The following is a 20,020-nucleotide window of genomic DNA, read 5'->3' as shown; positions in this document are numbered from 1 at the left end:
ATTGTATTCGGCGCATTGATACTGACGCCGAAGTCGCCCAGAACGGAGTCTTGTCACCGGGACCTCCTTCCATGTCGCAGCCGAGCCCTGCCGAGATTCTGAGCGCGACATTCGGCTTCCCCGGATTTAGACCCGGGCAGGCGGATATCGTCGACCATATCCTCGCGGGTCGCCCCACTCTTTGCGTGATGCCGACAGGGGCCGGCAAGTCGATCTGCTACCAGGTGCCGGCCCTCATCCTCGATGGGCTGACGATCGTGGTGTCCCCGCTTACGGCGCTTATGGACGACCAGGTTGCGGCGCTGCGGGCCAATGGGGTCGCGGCAGTCGCCATCCATTCCGGGCGGGATCGCGATGCCAATATCGATGACTGGCGCCGCGTGCAGTCGGGGCAGGTGCGTCTGCTCTATCTTTCGCCGGAACGATTGATGACGGGTCGCATGCTGGCGGCGCTGGAGGGTGTCGATCCCGCCATGTTTGTCGTCGATGAAGCCCATTGTATTTCCAAATGGGGCGCCAGCTTCCGGCCGGAATATGAGGAGCTCGGCTTTCTCAAGACACGTTTCCCGAAGGCGCGCCTGTCGGCCTTCACGGCGACAGCGGACGCAGCGACCCGCGCTGATATTGCTGCCAAACTCTTTGGCGAGGATGCCGAGATTGTTGTGCACGGTTTCGATCGGCCCAACCTCACCCTGTCCGTGGCAGCGAAAGACAAGTGGAAACCGCAATTGATGAATTTTCTTGAGACCCGCCGCGGCGTCTCCGGGATCGTCTATTGCCTGTCACGCAAATCAACCGAGGAAGTCGCCGGCCTGTTGTGCGAGAGCGGGTTCAAGGCGTTGCCCTATCACGCCGGTCTGGCGCCGGAGACCCGACGGGAGAACCAGGAACGCTTCATGGCGGAGGAGGGCGTTGTCATGGTCGCCACCATCGCATTCGGCATGGGGATCGACAAACCGGACATCCGCTATGTCTTCCATCTCCACATGCCCGGTTCCATGGAAGCCTATTATCAGGAAATCGGTCGGGCTGGGCGCGATGGTCAGCCGGCCGAAGCGATGATGCTCTACGGTCTCGGCGATGCCCGCATGCGTCGGCAATTCATCGACCAGGACGGTGAGGATGGTGATCACAAGCGCCGTGAACACAAACGCCTGGACAGTCTGCTTTCCTATTGCGAGGCGACCCGGTGCCGGCGCCTTTCCCTCCTGTCCTATTTTGGTGAAAGCGGCGGTGAGCCTTGCGGCAATTGCGATCTGTGCCTTGATCCGCCGACCCTGATCGATGGCACGCGCGAGGCCCAGAAGCTGTTTTCCGCGATTGCCCGGACCGGGGAAATGTTTGGGAGCGCTCATGTCATCGATGTCCTGCGGGGGGCTGATACCGACAAGATCCGTGCGCGAGGTCACGAGGCCCTTCCGACTTGGGGTGTTGGCTCTGATCAGCCCAAACCCTTCTGGCAGGGCCTGGTGCGGCAATGCGTGGCGTCGGGCCTGCTGGCGATCGATATCCAGGGATTCGGCGCGCTCAAGCTGACCCCGGCCGCTCGCGCGGTGCTGAAGGGCGAGCAGACCGTGGAAATTCGGGAAATCAAGGCGAAACCGAGTGTGGCTTCCAAGCGCAGTCGGGCGACGATCGCAGCAGCGGCCGGCGGGGTGGATGTCGAGCTTCTCGGGGCATTGAAGGCCTTGCGCCGAGAGCTGGCAGCACAGCGTAATGTCCCGGCCTATGTCGTGTTTTCCGACGCGACCCTGATCGACATGGCGCACCTCAAGCCGCAGACCCTGGAGCAAATGGCTGCCGTCAACGGGGTCGGGCCGAAAAAGCTCGAAACCTTCGGAGCAGACTTCCTGAACTTGATGAAATAACGGGGTCGGATCGTCGGCATCACGGGCAAGCCGGATGACATTCACGGCAAATCATGACGTCATGGAGTGGCCCAGCAGGAAGAGCCATGCCCCGTCGCGACGCCCCCTTTTATATCCTGATCGGCCTGCTATCTGTGCAGGTCGCCTATGGTTTGTTCTGGGCAGCCAATGACATAACGGCCCGGATGGGGCTGTGGCCCGACCCTCTGCTTGCCGCCGCTTTTGTCCAAAGCCTGACCGTGCTCCAGGAAGTTTTCTTCTTTTCACACGTGGTCATGAATGCGGTGGCGCTGGCCCTGACCTTGATGGAACGGCGCCTGGCACTTCCGGTCTTTGTCCTGTCCTTCGTGCTCGACCGGGCCGACTGGATCATCATGGGCGGCAATAACCTGTTTTCAAACATGGTGGATGCCGACGCTTGGGCACTCTTCTCCTTCACCCTGCAAGGGGGGATCATGGCGTTGCTGGTCTATCTCACTTTCGAGCGCCGCTTGCGCTGATGCCGATCCGTAACGGTCGCTCAGGGCATTTCGATCGCTGCCGCTATCCGGGCGGCCTGGTCAGCCAGTTCATCCATGTCTGCCTGGCCACCAGCATGGGCCCCCAATGCGTCGCCCTTCGTGCGTGGAATGATGTGAAAATGGACGTGGAAGACGGTCTGCCCGGCCGGCGCACCATTGAATTGTGTCAGCACGATCCCGTCAGGGGCGAGGGCGGTCTTCACGGCCAGTGCGATCCGCTTGACCCGCACCATGGCAGCCTGTAGCGCGCCATCGGTCATCTCGAGCGCATTGCGCGCCGGTTCGCGCGGTACCACGAGGACATGTCCTGGCGCCTGCGGAAAGATGTCCATGAAGGACAGGACATGCTCGTCCTCATAGACCTTCACACAGGGCAGTTCGCCGCGCAGAATCTTGGCGAAGATATTCTCGGGATCGTAGGGGCCGTCGAGGCTCATCATGTCTCTCCGCTTCGAGTGAGCTGGATAGCCTGCCTAGCCTGTTGCGCCCGGGCCCGTCCACCGACCGGCGGGATCAACGGTCCTTGTGGAGCGTCTGTCCGACCGCGGGAAGGCCTGAAAGCCAGTCGCGCAGACTGAAGGAGGAGTGAGGTGCATAACCCAGCTCCTCCACCGTGAAAGGCGCCGGTGGCTCGGCTTTGAAGGTTTTCTTGCAGCTGCCGCATCGGCGGTGACGCGAGAAAAAGGGATGAAAGGTTCCAAGCGATGCGATGATCGCCATCAAGAGCAGCCGGCGAGTCCGGCGCGTTTCGCCGCCACAGCTCGGGCAGGGAAAGATCGGCTCCGTACTCGCGGGCTCAAGGCTTTCCAGCCATGCTTGGGCCTCCCTTTGGCAGCTCGGCGGGACAAGGACACGCGGCCGGTTATACCCGAACTCCAGTGACGGTTTGATTGAGATGAAGTGCCAGTCAGCCGCCGCCGCCGGGAAACCACCTGCGCGCAATGTACAGGCGAGGACCAAGGCCTCGTTCTGCCAAGGCGGGTAGGCGTCTCGCTTGCTCAAGACGTCTTGTCCCGCCGAAACGGGCTCTCCGCGTCCTGCAGCCGGATATCGGTCCGCACGGCCGTGCGTTCCTGGTCCAGGTACTGCGCGATGGCGTCGCGAAATCCGGGATTGGCGATGTAGTGGGCGGAGCGAACCTCGCGCGGACGATAGCCGCGGGCCAGCTTGTGCTCGCCCTGGGCGCCCGCCTCGACGCGACTCAGCCCGCGCGCGATCGCGGCGTCGATGGCCTGGTGATAGCAGAGCTCGAAATGCAGGAAAGGATGATCGTCCAGCTTGCCCCAATAGCGGCCATAGAGCGCGTGGGAGCCGATCAGGTTGAGCGCCGCGGCAATATAGCGGCCCTCCTTCTTTGCCATGACCAGCAAGACACGATCAGGCATGCGCTGATGGACGAGGTCGAAGAAGGCGCGATTGAGATAGGGGTAACCCCATTTGCGCGACCCGGTTTCCTGGTAGCAGGCGTAAAAGACGTCCCAATGCTCTGGCTGCAGGGAGTCGCCGGTCAGGTGCTCGATCTCGATTCCGTCCTGCGCGGCGGCGCGCTCCTTGCGCAGGGCCTTGCGCTTGCGTGAGCTGAGGTCGGCGAGAAAGGCGTCATAATCGGCATAGTCCCGATTGGACCATATGAACTGCCGGTCGACCCGGGCCAGCAGGCCGGTCTCATCGAGCTCGCACGCGGTTTTGGTGTCGGGGAAATTGACGTGCCATCCGGAACAGCCCCAGCGTTCGGTCAGTTCGCAGGCGGTTTGTGCCAAGGCGCGGCGCATCGCGGCGCTGTCGGCCAGCACGCGTCGCCCGGTCGCCGGTGTGAAGGGAATTGCGCTCAGGAGTTTGGGATAATACTGCCCGCCGGCGCGTTCATACGCGTCGGCCCAGGCGTGATCAAAGACATATTCGCCCATCGAATGGGTCTTTGCGTAGAGCGGCAGGGCGCCGACCAATTTGCCATCCGGGCGGGTGGCCACAAGATGACGCGGCAGCCAACCGCTTTCCTCACCGACACAGCCGCTGGCTTCGAGCGCCTCGAGAAAATCCCAACTCAGGAAAGGGTCGAACTCGGCATCGGCCGGATTGGCCAGCGCGTCCCACGCGTCTCGTGACAGGGCGTTCAGGCCCTCGATCGCCTGTACGGTGACCGCCGGCGACCCGCTCTCGCCGTCATCAGCCGGTTGAGGCGCCATCCAATCCCCGGTCAGTTGCGGCGTTGCTGGCGCCGGATCTGACGCAGTTCCGCTGCGGTGGGCAGGGAAACGGCTTCGATCTCGGTCGCCCGAACCCAGGCCGGCGTACCGACTTCCAACTCGGCGCGGGCACGCGTTGCAAACTGGTGCGCACGTGGTCGATTGCCGGCGGCGTAGGACTGTTCGGCGATCGCCAGTTGGGCCAGAGCCGTGTCGCCATTGCGCTCGTGGATGATCGAGAGCTGATACCAGGCAAAGCCATTATCCGGTTCAATATCGAGCGCGACGCGCAAGTGCCGGGCCGCCTCATCCTGATAGGCCGCGTCCTCGGTCGCGATCATCGCGATGGCCAGATTGACCCGCAGCAAGGGCGCCGTGGGCTCAAGGTCGACAGATTGCCGGTGGGGTATGATCGCGTCTTCCGCGTGGCCGCTTTCGAACAGCATCTGCCCGTGCAATTCGTGGAAATACGGGTTGTCCGGTTCTTCCTCGAGCAGGCTCAGAATCTCCTCGAGCGCGCGGTCGAGCCGTGCGTCATGGTAGTAGGCCACCGCCCGCGCATATCGCGCCGGCAGCGACTGATCGCTTTCGGGATAACGGTAGAAAACGAATTGGGGTTCGGCGAGGAAGCCGTAGATCTTGGCCTGGATCCGGGCCAGGCGAGCCATTTCCCCGGCGCTGTCCTCAGTCTCGTAATAAGGCGACTCGGTCGCGCCACCCCGCAGATTGGCAATCCGCTCCGATGACAGCGGATGGGAGCGGAAATAGGGGAAGCGCCGGGCATTCGACATCACTTCCTGGTAGCGGAAGCGTTCGAAGAATTGCACGAGACCTTCGGCTGATTGACCGCTGGCTTCGAGGAATTGCAGCCCGGCCTGATCGGCGGACGCTTCCTGGGCACGGCTATAGGTCATGAAGGAGAGGGCGCCAAACTGTTGTGAGGACGCCAGCAGGGCACCGGCTGCGCCGCCTTCACCTGCCAGGGCAGCGAGGACGCCCAGACCGAGACTGATGAACATTGGCGCCTGGGCTGCGGTAATGCCATCGCCAATTCGCGCCAGATGAGCACCGGAAATATGTCCGGCCTCGTGGGCAATGACACCAATCAGCTGGTTCGGTGTCTCGGATTCCAGAATGATTCCGGTGTGCAGAAATATGTTCTGACCCCCGGTGACAAAGGCGTTCAGCGAGGGGTCCGCAACGATGTAAAGATCAACATCGGCCGGCTCCAAGCCGGCAGCATCAAGTATCGGGTCAGCATAATCGCGCAACATGTGCTCGATTTCGGTGTCCCGGATCAGAGACTGACCCAGGCTCGGCGCATGTGCGGCCACAGCAAGCATGCAGGCTGTAGCGACGGTTTTCAGGACAGACATCCTGCCTCCACTGATCGGCCCCCGCTCGGCCTATGATAGCAGCATCACCCCATGACACCACAAGATCCAAGATGGGTTGCCCGGACACGCCGGGCAACCCTTATCCTGGTCAGTTCCCGAACAAGCCCGTCCGGTTCCACCAGCCACGACGCTTCGGCTTGCCGTCATCACTCTCGGCAGTGCCGGCGTCGGCAGCTTCGGTTTCACGCGGTGCAGCGTCGGATTCCGTCGCTGCCTTCTTGGGTTTTGCAGCAGCGGCCGGTTTTGCGGCAGCCTTAGGGGCAGCTTTGGAGGCTGCCTTCGGGGCTGGCTTGGGGGCAGGTTCTGCTGCCTCCGCTTCTGGCTCGTCCGCTTTCTTGCGCCGTGTACGCCGCTTCGGCTTCGGCGCTTCGTCCTCGACCGGTTTGGCTGTTTCGGCCTCGGTCGTGTCGGTCGCGGCTTCAGCGACAGGTTCGGCAGCCTTCTTGCGCGGCCGGCGGGTGCGCTTCTTGGGCGCGTCCTCGGTCGCTGTCGGCGCCTCGTCCGGCGCCTCGTCCGGTGCGTCGGCAGTGGCGCCGGCGGTCTCTTCCGCGACAGCCTCAACAGGCGCTTCGGCCTCGGCCTTCTTGCGACGCGGGGCGCGCTTGCGCTTCGGCTTCTCTTCGGCGGGCGCCGCGTCGGCCGGTGCGTCGGCCGGTGCGTCTGCCGGTGCGTCTTTCGGAGCGTCTGCCGTGGCGTCACTCACGGCGTCCGCCGTGGTCTCTGCCGTCGCGGACTCGCCATTGTCACCGGATGCGGCGTTTTCTTCTGTCGAGGTCTCGCCTTCGGTACGACGACGTCCCCGTCCACCCCGGCGACCGCGGCGACGGCGACGGCGCGGCTGATCCTCGCCATCATCACTCTGGGCGTCGCGATTGCCGGACTCCTCACCTGAAGCCTCTGCGGCCTCATCGTCCGACCCTTCGACATTGACCACTTCCATGGCGGCGTTGCTGTCCTCGGAGGAGGGCTTGCGACGCCGGCGCCGACGACGGCGACGTCCGCCACCTTCGCGATTCTCGTCCTCGCTCTCGGCGCTTTCCTCTTCCGGCGTATCCGGGATCTCGATCTCTTCGATCGATTCCACAGACAGCGGTGCCATCGTCAATTCTTCGCCGGGCTCGCGGTTCTCGAGGGCTTCGATCGAGAATTCCGGTGCCAAGATCGAATCGTCGGCTTCCACGGAGATGCGCATGGAGAAACGCTGTTCGATCATCAGCAGATGATCCCGCTTCTCGTTGAGCAGGTAGATTGCAACCGCGGTCGGGACCGAAATACGGATCCGCTTCGCGCGACCACGCGTGCCTTCCTTCTCCAGGCCGCGCAGGGCGACGAGGGCGCTCGATTCGGTGGAGCGCAAATGGCCGGTGCCCTTACAGGTCGGACAGGTTGTGGTCGACCCTTCCAGCAGGCTGGAGCGGCGGCGCTGGCGGGAAATTTCCATCAAGCCGAATTGTGAGATCCGACCCACCTGCAGGCGGGCGCGATCGCGTTTCAGCATGTCCTTCATCTTCTTCTCGACGGCACGATTATTCTTGTTCTCGTCCATGTCGATGAAGTCGATGACAATCAGGCCGGCGAGGTCGCGCAGACGCATTTGGCGAGCCGCTTCCGCAGCGGCCTCAAGATTGGTCTTGAGCGCGGTCGCTTCAATGTTGCGTTCACGCGTCGAGCGGCCCGAATTGACGTCGATCGAGACCAGGGCTTCGGTCGGATTGATGACCAGATAACCGCCGGACTTGAGCGGAGCGACGTCGGAATAGATTGCCTCGAGCTGGGATTCGCATTGGTGACGCAGGAAGAGCGGCACGGTTTCCTTGTAGTGCTGCACCTTCTTGGCGTGGCTGGGCATCAGCATCTTCATGAAGGCTTTCGCCTCCTTGTAGGCCTCTTCTCCCTCCACCTGCACGCTGTCGATCTCCTTGTCATAGAGATCGCGGATCACGCGCTTGACCAGATTGCCTTCCTCGTAGATCAGCGATGGCGCCACTGAGTTCAGCGTCAGCTCGCGGATATTGGTCCACAGGCGCAGAAGATAGTCGGCATCGCGCTTGATCTCGGTCTTGGTCCGTGAGGCTCCGGCGGTCCGGATGATCAGACCGACTCCCTTGGGCAATTCCAGCTCGGAAACAACGGACTTGAGACGCTTGCGGTCGGACGCGTTGGAGATTTTTCGGGAGATTCCGCCACCACGCGGCGTGTTGGGCATCAGGACGCAATAGCGACCGGCCAGCGAGAGGTAGGTCGTCAGAGCCGCGCCCTTATTGCCGCGCTCTTCCTTGGCGACCTGAACCAGAAGGATCTGGCGACGCTTGATGACTTCCTGGATCTTGTAGCGGCGCAGCATCTGGCGACGGCGACGCGCGGCCTGCTGGTCGCTGATATCGTCGTCTTCGCTGTCATCACCGATGGTTTCGGGGGCTTCGGACTCACCGTCAGCGTCGCCATCCGGGTCCGCATCGCCATCCGAGGCGGCGTCGTCGGATTTCGGGGCGGCTTCGGCCTTGGTGTCTTCCGGCTCGTCCTCGTCCTCGTCAGCCGCGGAGGCTTCTTCCTCGGCGAGGGCAACGCGGTCCTCATAGGGAATCTGGTAATAGTCGGGATGAATCTCATTGAAGGCCAGGAAGCCGTGGCGATTGCCGCCATACTCCACAAAAGCGGCCTGCAAGGAGGGCTCGACCCGGGTTACCTTGGCGAGATAGATATTTCCGCGAATGGGGCGGCGGGCGGCCGCTTCGAAGTCAAAATCCTCAACTTTCGAACCGTCGAGCACGACGACGCGGGTCTCTTCTGGATGACCCGCATCGATCAACATTTTCTTGGACATTAAAGTCGTCTCCTGCGCACGCGCTCGAATATCTGCTGCTCGCCAGTCGGCGAGACAGGGACGGAAGAGGCGGCGGGGGCGAGATGGACGGGGTGCGGCCTGTTTTCAGTGCTCTAGGCATCAGGCGCTCCCCGCGCATCGGCAGTTACCATAAGCGTCCCGCACCATGATTGGGAGGACGCGGCGGTCGGGGCCCCGGAATAATCTTCGGTCGGACCGGGGCGACGATTAGCGTTTTGGCCGACAGCTTGGGTCGACCGCTTCGCGCCTCGCTTCCGCACTCGACCGGCAATCCGGTGGTGCGTCGCCAAGGCCTTGGCAACATGCAACATTCGAATGCGGATGAAAAGGCTTTCGCGCCGTCGGTGAATTGCACGGCAAAATTCCGTCCCGGCATCAACGAAACGTCAAGTTCCATGCGCTAGCGTTACGCAAAAGCCGTGGACAGAATCACGGTGTGTGCGATGGTGTAGTGATGCGGGTTCAACAGTTTTTAGTGGCGTTGACAGGCGCTTTGACGCTTTGCGGACCGGGTCTGGCCGACCAGGAAGTGCGCGATGTGCGCTTCGGCGTGGATGTCTCCACGACGCGGGTTGTCATCGAGACATCCGAGCCCGCCGACTTCCGGGCCTTCACTCTGGACGGTCTGGCCGACCGATTGGTCGTGGATCTTCCGTCGTCGCGCTGGTCTGTCGCCAATCTCGCATCGGGCGAGGGTGTCGGACATGGTCTCGTGGATGCTTTCCGCTTTTTCGACAATTCCGCATCCAGCTCTCGCGTGGTTTTCGAACTCGAACATCCTGCTGTCATCGTGAACCAGTTCGTGCTCGACCCGGCGACGCCGGGCGGCAATCACCGTTTGGTCATTGATGTCGAACGGTCCAGTTCCGACAGTTTCCAGAGCGCGTCCGGCTTCGAGCACACCCGGGCCGACTCGCTCGATTCGCTGATCGCCGAACGCGTCGAGGCTGTTTACGTGCCGCCGCAGCGCGAGCGTCGGGTCGTCGTTGTCGACCCCGGTCATGGCGGACGCGATCCCGGCTCGATCGGCCTGCATGGCACCCAGGAAGCCGATATCGCCCTGGAAGCCGCGCGCGAGTTGCGGCGCCAGCTCGAGGCGACCGGGCGTTATGACGTGCTTCTGACGCGCGATCGGGACGTCTATCCGTCCTGGGAACAGCGTGTCGGTGTGATGGCAGAATCCCGGGCGGACCTCTTTATCTCGCTGCATTCGGACTCGTCGCAGAATTCCGGTGTGCGTGGCGCGGCGGTCTATACGCTCAATGACCGGGCCGAGAACCGGGCGCGTCAGCGGGCTCGTGAGGGCGCCAACCACACCTCGCACGCTGATGTGAACAATATCCTTGTCGAGCTTGAGCTGCGCGAGAAGCGCAATCAGTCATCGGCTTTCGCGGAAGTCCTGTTGGAGCATCTCGACAGTGCCGGTCCGCTTCTGGCCAATCCCCATCGTCAGGCCAATCTTTTCGTTCTGCTCGATTCCCGGGTTCCGGCGGTTCTGGTGGAAATGGGTTTCCTGACCAATCGGGCGGATCACGGCAATCTGACATCGGCGAGTTATCGCCGTCGCCAGATGACCTCGATTGTCCGCGGCATCGACGACTATTTCGCCAATCGTGGCGATGAGATGTTTGCCGATCGTGAGACGATTGCACTTCCGGCCCGCTGACTCCCTTTAAACCCGGACCGAGCGCGGCCATAATGGTGCCTCGGAGTCATGCTCAACCAAACAGCCTGACCTGCGGGTAGAGTGGCCAGAGGGCACAATGAAGATCTTCACCTTGCGTAACGTCTTGCGGACAGCCCTTTGGGGCGGGATTGCTGCTGTCGTAGTGGCCGTCATCGGCTTCATCGCCGTGGCTGTCTATGTGGTGCGCGTCACCGATGATCTGCCGGACTACCAGCAGCTGGCCGAATACGAGCCGCCCATCATGAGCCGGGTTCATGCCGGCGATGGTCTGCTGATCGCCGAATACGCCCGTGAACACCGGGTCTTCGTGCCAATCGCGAATATCCCGCAAAATGTGGTTCACGCCTTCATTTCTGCCGAGGACAAGAATTTCTACGAGCATGGCGGGCTTGATTTTCGCGGCATCATCCGCGCCGGACTGTCCAATATCAGCAATGTGATCAACGGGCGCCGCCTCGAGGGGGCGTCGACCATTACCCAACAGGTCGCCAAGAATTTCCTGCTCTCCAGTGAGCAGCGCCTGGAACGCAAGGTGCAGGAGATGGTGTTGTCGCGCCGGATCGAGCGCGCTTTTACCAAAGACCAGATCCTCGAACTCTATCTCAACGAAATTTACCTCGGCAATCGCGCCTATGGCGTGGCCGCGGCGGCATTGAACTATTTCGGCAAGTCGCTCGACGAGCTTGACCTGCATGAAATCGCCTATCTCGCAGCCCTGCCGAAAGGTCCGGCAAATTACCACCCGGACCGGCACCATGACGCCGCGATCGAGCGTCGCAATTGGGTGCTGTCGCGCATGGCCGAGAATGGCTTTGTGACCGAGGAAGCGGCCCGCGAAGCCATGGCGCGACCTCTCGAGACGGTCGATCGGCTGTCCGGCGCGACTTACACTGCCGCCGAGTATTTCGTCGAGAATGTGCGGCGGGAAGTTTTCTCGCTCTATGGCGAGGACGAGCTTTACGACGGTGGCCTGTCGATCCGCACAACGCTGGACACGCGCATGCAGCTGGCGGCGCGGGACGCGCTGCGCGGCGGTCTGGAATCCTATGATCGCCGTCACGGTTATCGCGGGGCCTTGTCGACCATCGAGCTGGGCGAGGGCTGGGCCGAGCGCCTCGCGGAAGCAGACATTCCGCGTGATCTCGATGATGGCTGGCTGCAGGCGGTGGTCCTTGAGACCAGCGCTGGTGCGGCCCGTATCGGGTTCCTCAATGGCGAGGAAGGCTCGATCCCGATGGCGGCGCTGGAATGGGCGCGCGAGAATCTACCGGATGGCGAGATCGGGCCGGTCGTTTCGCGACCGTCAGAAGTTCTCACGGCGGGTGATGTCATTCTGGTGGAGAGCCTGGCCGACGAGGAAGGCTATGAGGATGGCCAGTACGGCCTGCGTCAGGTGCCCGCGATCAATGGCGGCATCATGGCCATGGATCCGCATACCGGCCGGGTTCTGGCAATGGTGGGCGGTTATTCCTTCCAGCACAGCCAGTTCAATCGGGCGACGCAGGCTCGCCGTCAGCCCGGCTCGGCCTTCAAGCCCTTCGTCTACGCCTCGGCGCTGGACAATGGCTATACGCCGGCCAGTTTGATCCTTGATGCTCCCTTCATTGCCACGGGCGGTCCGGATGAGCGTTTCTACATGCCGTCCAATTATTCCGAGCGGTATTACGGCATGTCGACCCTGCGTCTGGGCCTGGAGTTGTCGCGCAATGTGATGACGGTCCGCCTGGCCCAGGAAATGGGCATGGCACCGATCGTCGATTACGGCACGCGCTTTGGGATTTATGACGAGCTGGAACCGGTTCTGGCCATGTCGCTGGGTGCCGGGGAAACCACGCTTTATCGCCTGGTCTCCGCCTATGCGACGATGGTCAATGGGGGGCGCCGCGTCGAGCCGACCATTATCGACCGTGTTCAGGATCGCTCCGGTGCCACGATTTTCGCCCATGAGGTCCTGCCGTGCGAGACCTGCGATGTGACCGCGTGGGAGCGCGGCGAGGTACTGGAGCCGCTCTTCCCGGAGACCCGTGAAGAAGTGATCGATCCCGTGACGGCGTATCAGGTTGTGAACATGCTGGAAGGCGCTGTTCAGCGCGGTACCGGCACCGCCTTGCGTCCGCTTCCCTGGACGCTGGCTGGCAAGACGGGCACCACCAATGACTTCCGCGATGCGTGGTTCATGGGATTTGGCCCCGACCTCGTGGTCGGTGTCTATGTCGGCTTTGATACCCCATTCCAGTTGGGTAGCGGTGAGGCTGGCGGTCGTGTCGCGGCGCCGATTGCGCGTGATTTCCTGGCAGTGGCCCTGGAAGGGTATCCGGTCGCGCCATTCCGCGTGCCGCCGGGGGTCCGCCTGGCCCCGGTCAATCGGGTCGATGGTGAGCCCGGTGTGCTGGGTCAGTCCGGCGTCATTCTTGAAGCCTTCCGTCCGGGCACCGAGCCGTCGCGTCAGACGGATGAGGAAGAAAGCGGCCTCAGCTTTGCGCGGTCCTCGGTCAGTGATGACCCGCTCGCCTTCCTGCTCGCTGAGGAGGATGACGGGGAAGAAGAGGAAGAAGATGACGAGCTGGGTGGTCTGTACTGATCGCATCGACGCCTCGGCCTGCATGCGATGACTTGTCTCGGCAGGCCGCTCTGATTATCCCGTTTCCACGACATGCTTTTTCAAGAATCGCAGGATTGAACGCCCATGCGTGCTGACATCCAGACCCTGTCCGACGAAATCCAGCAGGCAGTTGGCCTGCTGAGGAGGCGTCTTTGACTGGGATACGGCCCAAAAACGTCTCGATGAATTGAACGCGAAGTCGGAAGATCCCGACTTCTGGAACCAGCCGCAACAGGCGCAAGCGCTGATGCGAGAGCGCAATCGGCTGGATAGCGCCATCAATACGGTCGTCGAATCCGAACAGGAACTCTCCGACAGTCTCGAAATCATCGAACTCGCCGAGATGGAAGATGACGGGGAAATGGTCGAGGAGGCGGTCGCCGGTCTCAATCGCCTTGCCGACCGCATGCGCCGGGCCCAGCTGGAGACTCTGCTCTCCGGCGAGGCTGACGGCAATGATGCCTTCGTGGAGATCCATTCCGGTGCCGGCGGGACCGAGAGCCAGGACTGGGCTGCCATGCTCGCGCGCATGTATTCGCGCTGGGCCAATGCGCATGGCCACAAGGTCGAGATCATGGAAGAGCAAGCCGGCGAGGAGGCGGGTCTCAAATCGACGACGATCCTGGTCAAGGGCGAGAATGCCTATGGCTGGCTGAAGACCGAGACCGGGGTGCATCGCCTGGTACGGATCTCACCGTTTGATTCCAGCGCCCGCCGCCATACGAGCTTCTCATCGGTCGGCGTCTATCCGCAGATCGATGATGCGATCGAAGTGGATATCGATGTCTCGAAAGTGCGCACCGATACCTATCGCGCTTCCGGCGCGGGCGGTCAGCACATCAACAAGACCGACTCAGCCGTTCGCCTGACCTACGACATGCCGGGTGAGGAAAAAGCGGTCGTCGTGCAGTGCCAGAATGACCGGTCCCAGCACAAGAACCGGTCTCAGGCCTGGGACATGCTGCGGGCCCGTGTCTACGAAATCGAGCTTCAGCGACGCGAAGCAGCGGCCCAGGCCGAGGCGGACAGCAAGAGCGAAATCGGCTGGGGGCATCAGATCCGCTCCTACGTCCTGCAGCCCTACCAGATGGTCAAGGACCTGCGCACCAATGTGGAGACCTCCAATACCGGCGGTGTCCTCGATGGTGATCTGGATGAATTCATGGCCGCGGCGCTGGCTGCCCGCGTCGGCGGAGATGACGAAGACGCCTAGCTTTCAGCTTCGCCATCCTCATCGCCCAGCTTGCCCAACAGGGCTGCCATCGCCTCCACATATCGGCGGAAGGCCGCGCGGCCGGATGCCGAGAGCCTGACACGGGTCAGGGGTTTGCGATCGAGGAAGCTTTTCTCGATCGTGACATAGCCGGCTTCTTCCAACTTCCGCAGATGAACCGAGAGATTGCCCTGGGTGGCTGCCAGGGCGGTCTTCAATTCGTTGAAGTCAGCGGCTTCGGCTTGGGCAAGATAGGTCATCACTCCGAGCCTGAGGCGCCCGTGAATGATCTCGTCAATCTGTCCGATGGGGGGCGTGCTCATTGCGAGTCGATCAATCGGCCGCGCGGGCCTGTCGCCACAGTACAAATCCCGGCAAGGCCATCAATCCCAGCAATGAGACCGACGCGACGAGATTGAATAGCGGCTGGCCCATGGTCAGGCCCAGGGCTGCGGCGGACAGGAACCAGCCCAACGCCACCGCCCCGAACCAGAGCCGCTTCTGGACCCGGGCGGCGACAAACCAGGCCGCGCCCTGCATGGCGAAGACGACCGGCACATAATAGAGCCAAAGCATGAAGTCGTTCGTTCTTAGTGCGTTGTAACCAAATACGAAAACCATGGCCAAATTCGCGAGCCCCACGGCCTGGAAAGCGGTCTCATAGGCCTTGCGCATCGCAGTGCCGGTCGGCTGGTTTCGGTCCAACCAGAGCACGATGACGAGGGTGAGGAGGAAACCGCCGGTTCCGCCGATAGCGGCTGCCATATGGATCCAGGCGGGCACAGGAATGAGTTGGCTGACACCGAGCCAGTGGATCAGGGTTTCAAGCCCGTAAAGGGAGCCTGCGGCCATCAATAACAGGCCCGTACCGGCCGAGGGCCGCGGGTCGCCTTCGGCGAGCGTGCGCAGGAAAGCAAGATCGGCTCGGGCGTTGGCCAGTTCATCGGTCATGGAGTGTCCTCGGATAAGGTCCGGCGCGCCCCGGGAGGGGCGCACCGGCATTATGCCTTGATTCATCCGGGCGTATCAGTCGTTAAACCGGGCGTGCCCTGATCGGTTTTGCCCAGTCGCCGCCCGTTCAGCCAGCCCCCAATCCAGGTATTGCGGACGATGAGGTGATAGCTGCCGAGCAGGATGGCAAAGCTGGCGGCCAGCACGATTGCGAGCTTGATTGCGCCGGGCAGGGCGACATCTGACAGGGCGACCTGGAAGGCCATCACCAGCGGCAGGTGCAGGAGATAGACCCAGTAGGAGGAATCCGCGAGATAGCGCCAGATCCTGTTCTCGCGCGTGAAGACCATGAGAGCCGCCCCGGTCAAACCGAAGGTCCAGGTCCAGATCGCCAGTGTATAGGCGGCGGCAACCGGCAAACGGTCGAGCCCGGCTGCGACCGGCATGAAGTTTGGCGTCACACCAAGCTCCATGACGAGCCAGATCGTTAGGCCGGCAGCGATCACGAGGTTGACATGCCAGGCGCGTTTCCATGCCGTTAGAACCAGGTCGCTGCAGCGATGGGCGGCCCAGCCGACCGCGAACGCGGTGCCATAGGCGATCAGGGCTCCGGTATTGGGGATGAGGCCGGTATCTGGCGTTGGAATGCCAAACCAGCTCATCCACATCGGTGTTGTCACAAACCAGGCCGCGATGGGCGCTGCCAGCAACAATGTGCCCAGCGGGGTTCGGGCCAGAAGGCCGGTCACCGCATCCATCAGACGGCCGGTTCTGTCCGACCGGTCCACGAGCCGGACCAGTGCGGCGAGGGGCAGGCTGACGGCGTAGAAGATCACCAGCAGGTAGAGGAACCACAAATGGGTCAGCGGGAAGTTCTGCGCGGTCAGGGGGGGAGTTTCCTGCTGCGGCGCTTCGCCTCCATTGGCCTTGATCGCACCCCAGATGGCCACGGTAACAATCAAGGCAAAGATCGGCATCCATAACGTGACCAGAGGCAGGGCGATGCGTTTGGCTCGGTCGAGCGCGAGCCCGAGTACGCCGCGCCTGCCAAGCGCCATGCGCGCGAAATATCCGGCGATCATGAAGAACAGCACCATCCGAAAGATATGGGGGACGAAGAAGCCAAGGCTGAAGCCGGCGCTCGCTTGGCTGTCCTGGACGATCCAGATCGGTATTCCGGGGATGAAAGACATTGATGCGTGCAGGACGACGCCGAGGAAAAGGGCTGAGGCGCGGACCGCATCAAGCGCATGGATTCGAGGTGATTGTGGAAGGGACATGAAGGGCTCCATTCGGGTGTTGCCGATCATTTAGCATAGACAAGTTTAAATTACAAACCAGTCTGTCAAAGCTCAACGTGCCGCCCAACAAGGTTTGGTTGGGCCGGGAATCCGGAATGATATCAGATTGTTGAGAGTGGGCGTTTGCGGAGCGAGCTATCGGCGAGCTTCGGGCACAAAAAAACCGACGCTCGACTGGAGCGCCGGTTTTCCTGATTGATGTCGCAGTCGACTAGAAGCCTGACTTGCTCGCGACCGGCGGCTCAAGCGAACCCAGCGGGTCCTGGCCCTTGGCCGGGGCCGGGGGTTTGCTGTCGGCCTTCGCGGACGGCTCGGACTTGGCACCGTTATCCTTCGCGGCGGCCGGCTTGCTCGATGAACCGCCATCCTTGAGCGGGTCGGACGAGTGACGGCAATGACCATCGAAGAAGGCGCCACTTTCCACCGACAGGGCGGCGTGGACGATATCGCCCTCGATACGGGCCGTTGAAGCGAGTTGAACCTGGCGAGCGCGAACGCTGCCGGTCACACGACCACGAATGACCACGGTCTCTGCCTGGACTTCGCCGGATACGGTGGCGTCTTCGCCAATAATCAGCGAGCCCGCACGCACATCGCCCTCAACCGTGCCATCCAGCTGGATTTCACCGTCGGAAACGATCGTACCGGTCAGAACGAGGTCACCGGAAAGAATGGAGGGGGCTTTCGATTTCATGGCGGTCCTTTTCGGGGCGGCGCTGAACGCACCGGTGTCGGGAGACGAAGAGTCTTTGTTACCCTTGTTGAACATATTGGCCAGCTCTCAATAAACGCTCAGGATCGATAGCCGATCCGTTATACCAGATTTCATAGTGCAGGTGCGTGGCCGTACTGCGTCCCGTGGACCCCATCCCCCCGATACGCTGACCGCGTTCGACTGTATCACCACGCCGCACGTCGATTTCATGAAGATGCCCATAGCGCGTCACGAAGCCGTAGCCATGATCAATCTCCACCGTGCGACCATAGCCGCCCCGCCAGCCGGCGTAAATGACCCGTCCCGGACCTGTCGCTTCGATCGGGGCGCGACGGTAGGCGGCGAAATCCATTCCGCGATGCGAAGTCGGCCGGCCGTTGAACGGATCAATGCGCACGCCGAAATCACTGGTTTGACGATAAGTGTCGCCAACCGGCTCGCCCAACGGGCCCGCTTCGACGAAGTCTTCCAACTCTTCAACTTCCAGCAAACGCGACGCGATGCGGGCGATGCGGCTGGAGAAGGCCTGGTCGATATTGACCGAGGACGAGGCGAAGGCGCCGGACTCGGTTATCGGAATGAACGGGCCGCCCGTTTCGGTGGTGTCACGATTGTCCGCGATCACATCTTCCAGGTTCAGCCCGGTGAGACGCAGGACCGCGCGCAAGTTTTGCAGCCGCGCTTCGGTCGCGTCCTCTGCCTGGGCCAGGACACTGTCCTGTTCTCCCATGAGGAAGGTGATCTGGTCCTCCGGCTCACCTGACGCGGTCGCGGCGATAGCGACCAGCGGGTCGCGGGCTTCACGCGGTGTCGGGTCGGCGGGGGTCGCGGCCATCAGCACCCGTCCATCGGCGAGCGCCGGCGAGGGTTCCATTTCCTGACCGGTCAATTGCTCGGCAAACTCGACGAGCTGACGCAGGGTCTCGTGGCGCATCTGGAATTCGTAGGCGGTCCGGTCAAACTCCTCCATTCGCGATTCCATCAGCGATATGGCGGTCGCCTCGGTGGCGCGTGCTTCGGCGACGAGGCGGTGCGACTCGAGGCGCTCTCGCTCAATCTCGTCTTCCTTCGCCGCCATCGCCTGGCCATGGAAGGCTACCGAAACGGTCGAGAAACAAAGCCAGCCAGCCAGTACTGACGCACTCAGAAGTGCGGAAATCTGTATGGTTGTGGAGATCGCAAAATAGCGGACCTGCCCATCGGAGCGATGGTAGATCTGTCGGTCCGGAAACCAACGCTGAGCCGTTCCCCAAACAGCTTCTTTAACTCTAGTGAACATGCAGTACGCCGCTTTGTTCCGATTGCCCCGAGCCCCAAGCCGAGCATGTGACACAAAACCGGGGCCAATATCAACAAGTGCGATGCAAGAGATGCGCCGGACTAGGTTAGGTCTTGGTAAAATTCCGGGGGCAAGTCAGCCCGCAGTCGTGCTTCTGCATTGAAGGGTGGTTTCAGACCGCTACTGAAGTGATGTCGCACAAGGGTTTTGAACCAGTCGGCCGGATCGCGTCCGGCGCGGGCGGCGACATGCCTGAACCAGCGTGCGCCGGCAGCCACATGGCCGACTTCTTCTGCATAGATGACGCGAAGACAATCGGCACTGATGGTGTCTCCGGCAGAGACCAGCCGGTTGATCATGCCGGGTGTCACATCAAGCCCGCGCGCTTCCAGCACAAGTGGGGCGACGGCGAGGCGGGCCGGTAGCGAATCGCGGGTCGCCATGGCTGCGTCCCACAGGCCACTATGGGCGGGCAGATCGCCATAGCGTGCATCAAGCTCGGCGAGCCTGTCCGTGATCAGGCGAAAATGGCGGGCCTCGTCATCGCCGACGCTGATCCAGTCATCAATGAAGGATTGCCGGGCGTCCGGCGCCAGCGCCATGTCGCAGGCAAAGCGAGCCACCATGTCGAAGGCCAGGTCGATGGCGTTGAACTCGATATGGGCGACCGCATGCAGCAAGGCGATCCGACCAGGAACCGTGTTCAGTCGACGCCGTGGCACATCGCCCGGCGCGACCAGAACCGGGTGAGCCGGCCGCGCGGGCTGATCATCTGGCGCGGGCGCCGTTTCCGGCACAGCGCTCTCACCCGCGCGCCAGTGCTGCGCAACCTCATGGGCCCGCTCGGTCTTGGCCACCGGATCGCCGGTCGCCAGGACGCTGCGGGCCAGAGCGGTGATATCGTTGGTGTCAGCCAAGAGCGCGCACGGCCTCGAGGACCTCGTCGACATGGCCTTTCACTCTCACCTTGTGCCAGATGCGAGCGAGGCGGCCGTCACGATCGATCACGAAAGTCGAGCGATCAATGCCCATATATTCGCGGCCATAGAGCTTCTTGAGTACCCAGGACCCGTAGGCTTCGATGACGGCGTTGTCCTCGTCGGAGGCGAGACGCACCTGCAACCCATGTTTGGCCTTGAAATTGTCATGCTTTTTGACGCTATCCTTGGACAGGCCGATAACAATGGCGCCGGCATCGGAAAAGGCGTCTGCCGCAGCGGTAAAATCGAGGGCCTCAGTGGTGCAACCCGGTGTATTGTCCTTGGGGTACATGTAAAGCACGACGATCTGACCGCGCAGCTCGGCCAGATCGATAGTCTCTCCGCCGTCGGCGGGCAGTTTGAAAGTCGGAGCAAGGTCGCCGGTTTTGAGTTCACTCATGTCATTTCCCCGTCTGGTTTCGACTGCAAGGCCGGTCTCGGCGTGTAATGTGCGTCTCCGGGCCGTCACGTCCAG

The 20,020-nt window shown here is 62.1% G+C and carries 16 protein-coding genes; 5 read left to right on the top strand and 11 right to left on the bottom strand.

Annotated elements, in window-relative coordinates; genetic code table 11:
* Positions 1–71: 71 nt before the first annotated feature.
* Both recQ and JXQ94_RS07420 read left to right on the top strand, forming a co-directional pair.
* On the top strand, positions 72–1,868 hold the full coding sequence (gene recQ / locus JXQ94_RS07425; protein WP_421923135.1) for a DNA helicase RecQ: 1,797 nt from the start codon (positions 72–74) through the stop codon (positions 1,866–1,868).
* A gap of 86 nt (positions 1,869–1,954) precedes the next feature.
* Positions 1,955–2,368 carry a hypothetical protein gene (locus tag JXQ94_RS07420; protein WP_421923134.1) on the top strand — a complete coding sequence of 138 codons (414 nt, stop codon included), beginning with the start codon at positions 1,955–1,957 and terminating at the stop codon, positions 2,366–2,368.
* A 20-nt stretch (positions 2,369–2,388) separates the two neighbouring features.
* Here JXQ94_RS07420 and JXQ94_RS07415 read toward each other — a convergent pair whose 3' ends face one another.
* The 4 genes from JXQ94_RS07415 to JXQ94_RS07400 form a co-directional block, all read right to left on the bottom strand.
* On the bottom strand, positions 2,389–2,826 hold the full coding sequence (locus JXQ94_RS07415; protein WP_421923133.1) for an HIT family protein: 438 nt from the start codon (positions 2,824–2,826) through the stop codon (positions 2,389–2,391).
* Between the two features lie 561 nt (positions 2,827–3,387).
* Positions 3,388–4,575 carry a GNAT family N-acetyltransferase gene (locus JXQ94_RS07410; RefSeq protein WP_421923132.1) on the bottom strand — a complete coding sequence of 396 codons (1,188 nt, stop codon included), beginning with the start codon at positions 4,573–4,575 and terminating at the stop codon, positions 3,388–3,390.
* An 11-nt stretch (positions 4,576–4,586) separates the two neighbouring features.
* Positions 4,587–5,951 carry a M48 family metalloprotease gene (locus JXQ94_RS07405; RefSeq protein ID WP_421923130.1) on the bottom strand — a complete coding sequence of 455 codons (1,365 nt, stop codon included), beginning with the start codon at positions 5,949–5,951 and terminating at the stop codon, positions 4,587–4,589.
* A gap of 109 nt (positions 5,952–6,060) precedes the next feature.
* Positions 6,061–8,796 (bottom strand): Rne/Rng family ribonuclease, encoded by a 2,736-nt coding sequence (locus JXQ94_RS07400; RefSeq protein WP_421923129.1) that lies wholly within the window; start codon positions 8,794–8,796, stop codon positions 6,061–6,063.
* A 502-nt stretch (positions 8,797–9,298) separates the two neighbouring features.
* Here JXQ94_RS07400 and JXQ94_RS07395 point away from each other — a divergent pair.
* The 3 genes from JXQ94_RS07395 to prfB all read left to right on the top strand — a co-directional run bounded on the left by JXQ94_RS07395 (position 9,299) and on the right by prfB (position 14,319).
* Positions 9,299–10,483 carry an N-acetylmuramoyl-L-alanine amidase gene (locus tag JXQ94_RS07395; protein WP_421923128.1) on the top strand — a complete coding sequence of 395 codons (1,185 nt, stop codon included), beginning with the start codon at positions 9,299–9,301 and terminating at the stop codon, positions 10,481–10,483.
* Positions 10,484–10,580: 97 nt separating this feature from the next.
* The gene (locus tag JXQ94_RS07390; protein ID WP_421923127.1) at positions 10,581–13,085 is read left to right on the top strand and encodes a penicillin-binding protein 1A; all 2,505 of its coding nucleotides are present in this window, start codon (positions 10,581–10,583) and stop codon (positions 13,083–13,085) included.
* Positions 13,086–13,190: 105 nt separating this feature from the next.
* A protein-coding gene (gene prfB, locus JXQ94_RS07385) for a peptide chain release factor 2 (RefSeq protein WP_421923126.1) occupies positions 13,191–14,319 on the top strand; the annotation gives its coding sequence in 2 pieces (ribosomal slippage) (positions 13,191–13,259 and positions 13,261–14,319; 1,128 coding nt in all).
* On the opposite strand, the gene JXQ94_RS07380 is transcribed toward prfB, so the two are convergent.
* From JXQ94_RS07380 to JXQ94_RS07350, 7 genes are all read right to left on the bottom strand, one after another.
* On the bottom strand, positions 14,316–14,642 hold the full coding sequence (locus JXQ94_RS07380; RefSeq protein WP_421923125.1) for a winged helix-turn-helix domain-containing protein: 327 nt from the start codon (positions 14,640–14,642) through the stop codon (positions 14,316–14,318). The two genes, prfB and JXQ94_RS07380, sit on opposite strands and share 4 nt — an antisense overlap.
* Positions 14,643–14,652: 10 nt before the next feature.
* Positions 14,653–15,270 carry a hypothetical protein gene (locus tag JXQ94_RS07375; RefSeq protein WP_421923124.1) on the bottom strand — a complete coding sequence of 206 codons (618 nt, stop codon included), beginning with the start codon at positions 15,268–15,270 and terminating at the stop codon, positions 14,653–14,655.
* Positions 15,271–15,332: 62 nt separating this feature from the next.
* Complete coding sequence (locus tag JXQ94_RS07370) at positions 15,333–16,550, bottom strand: acyltransferase family protein (RefSeq protein ID WP_421923123.1); 1,218 nt, start codon at positions 16,548–16,550, stop codon at positions 15,333–15,335.
* 232 nt (positions 16,551–16,782) lie between these two features.
* Positions 16,783–17,265, bottom strand: a complete 483-nt coding sequence (locus JXQ94_RS07365) for a bactofilin family protein (RefSeq protein WP_421923122.1) — start codon at positions 17,263–17,265, stop codon at positions 16,783–16,785.
* 58 nt (positions 17,266–17,323) lie between these two features.
* Positions 17,324–18,565 carry a M23 family metallopeptidase gene (locus tag JXQ94_RS07360; RefSeq protein WP_421923121.1) on the bottom strand — a complete coding sequence of 414 codons (1,242 nt, stop codon included), beginning with the start codon at positions 18,563–18,565 and terminating at the stop codon, positions 17,324–17,326.
* Positions 18,566–18,666: 101 nt separating this feature from the next.
* Positions 18,667–19,482: a ferritin-like domain-containing protein gene (locus JXQ94_RS07355; RefSeq protein WP_421923120.1), complete on the bottom strand. Its 816-nt coding sequence runs from the start codon at positions 19,480–19,482 to the stop codon at positions 18,667–18,669.
* On the bottom strand, positions 19,475–19,945 hold the full coding sequence (locus tag JXQ94_RS07350; RefSeq protein ID WP_421923119.1) for a peroxiredoxin: 471 nt from the start codon (positions 19,943–19,945) through the stop codon (positions 19,475–19,477). The genes JXQ94_RS07355 and JXQ94_RS07350 overlap by 8 nt, the downstream gene beginning before the upstream one ends.
* Positions 19,946–20,020 lie beyond the last annotated feature (75 nt).

Origin of the sequence: Maricaulis maris (genome assembly GCF_049116555.1) — a bacterium.
GTDB lineage: Bacteria > Pseudomonadota > Alphaproteobacteria > Caulobacterales > Maricaulaceae > Maricaulis > Maricaulis maris_C.
The sequence above is the reverse complement of the archived record's forward strand: the minus strand, read 5'-3'. Positions and strand labels throughout refer to the sequence as shown.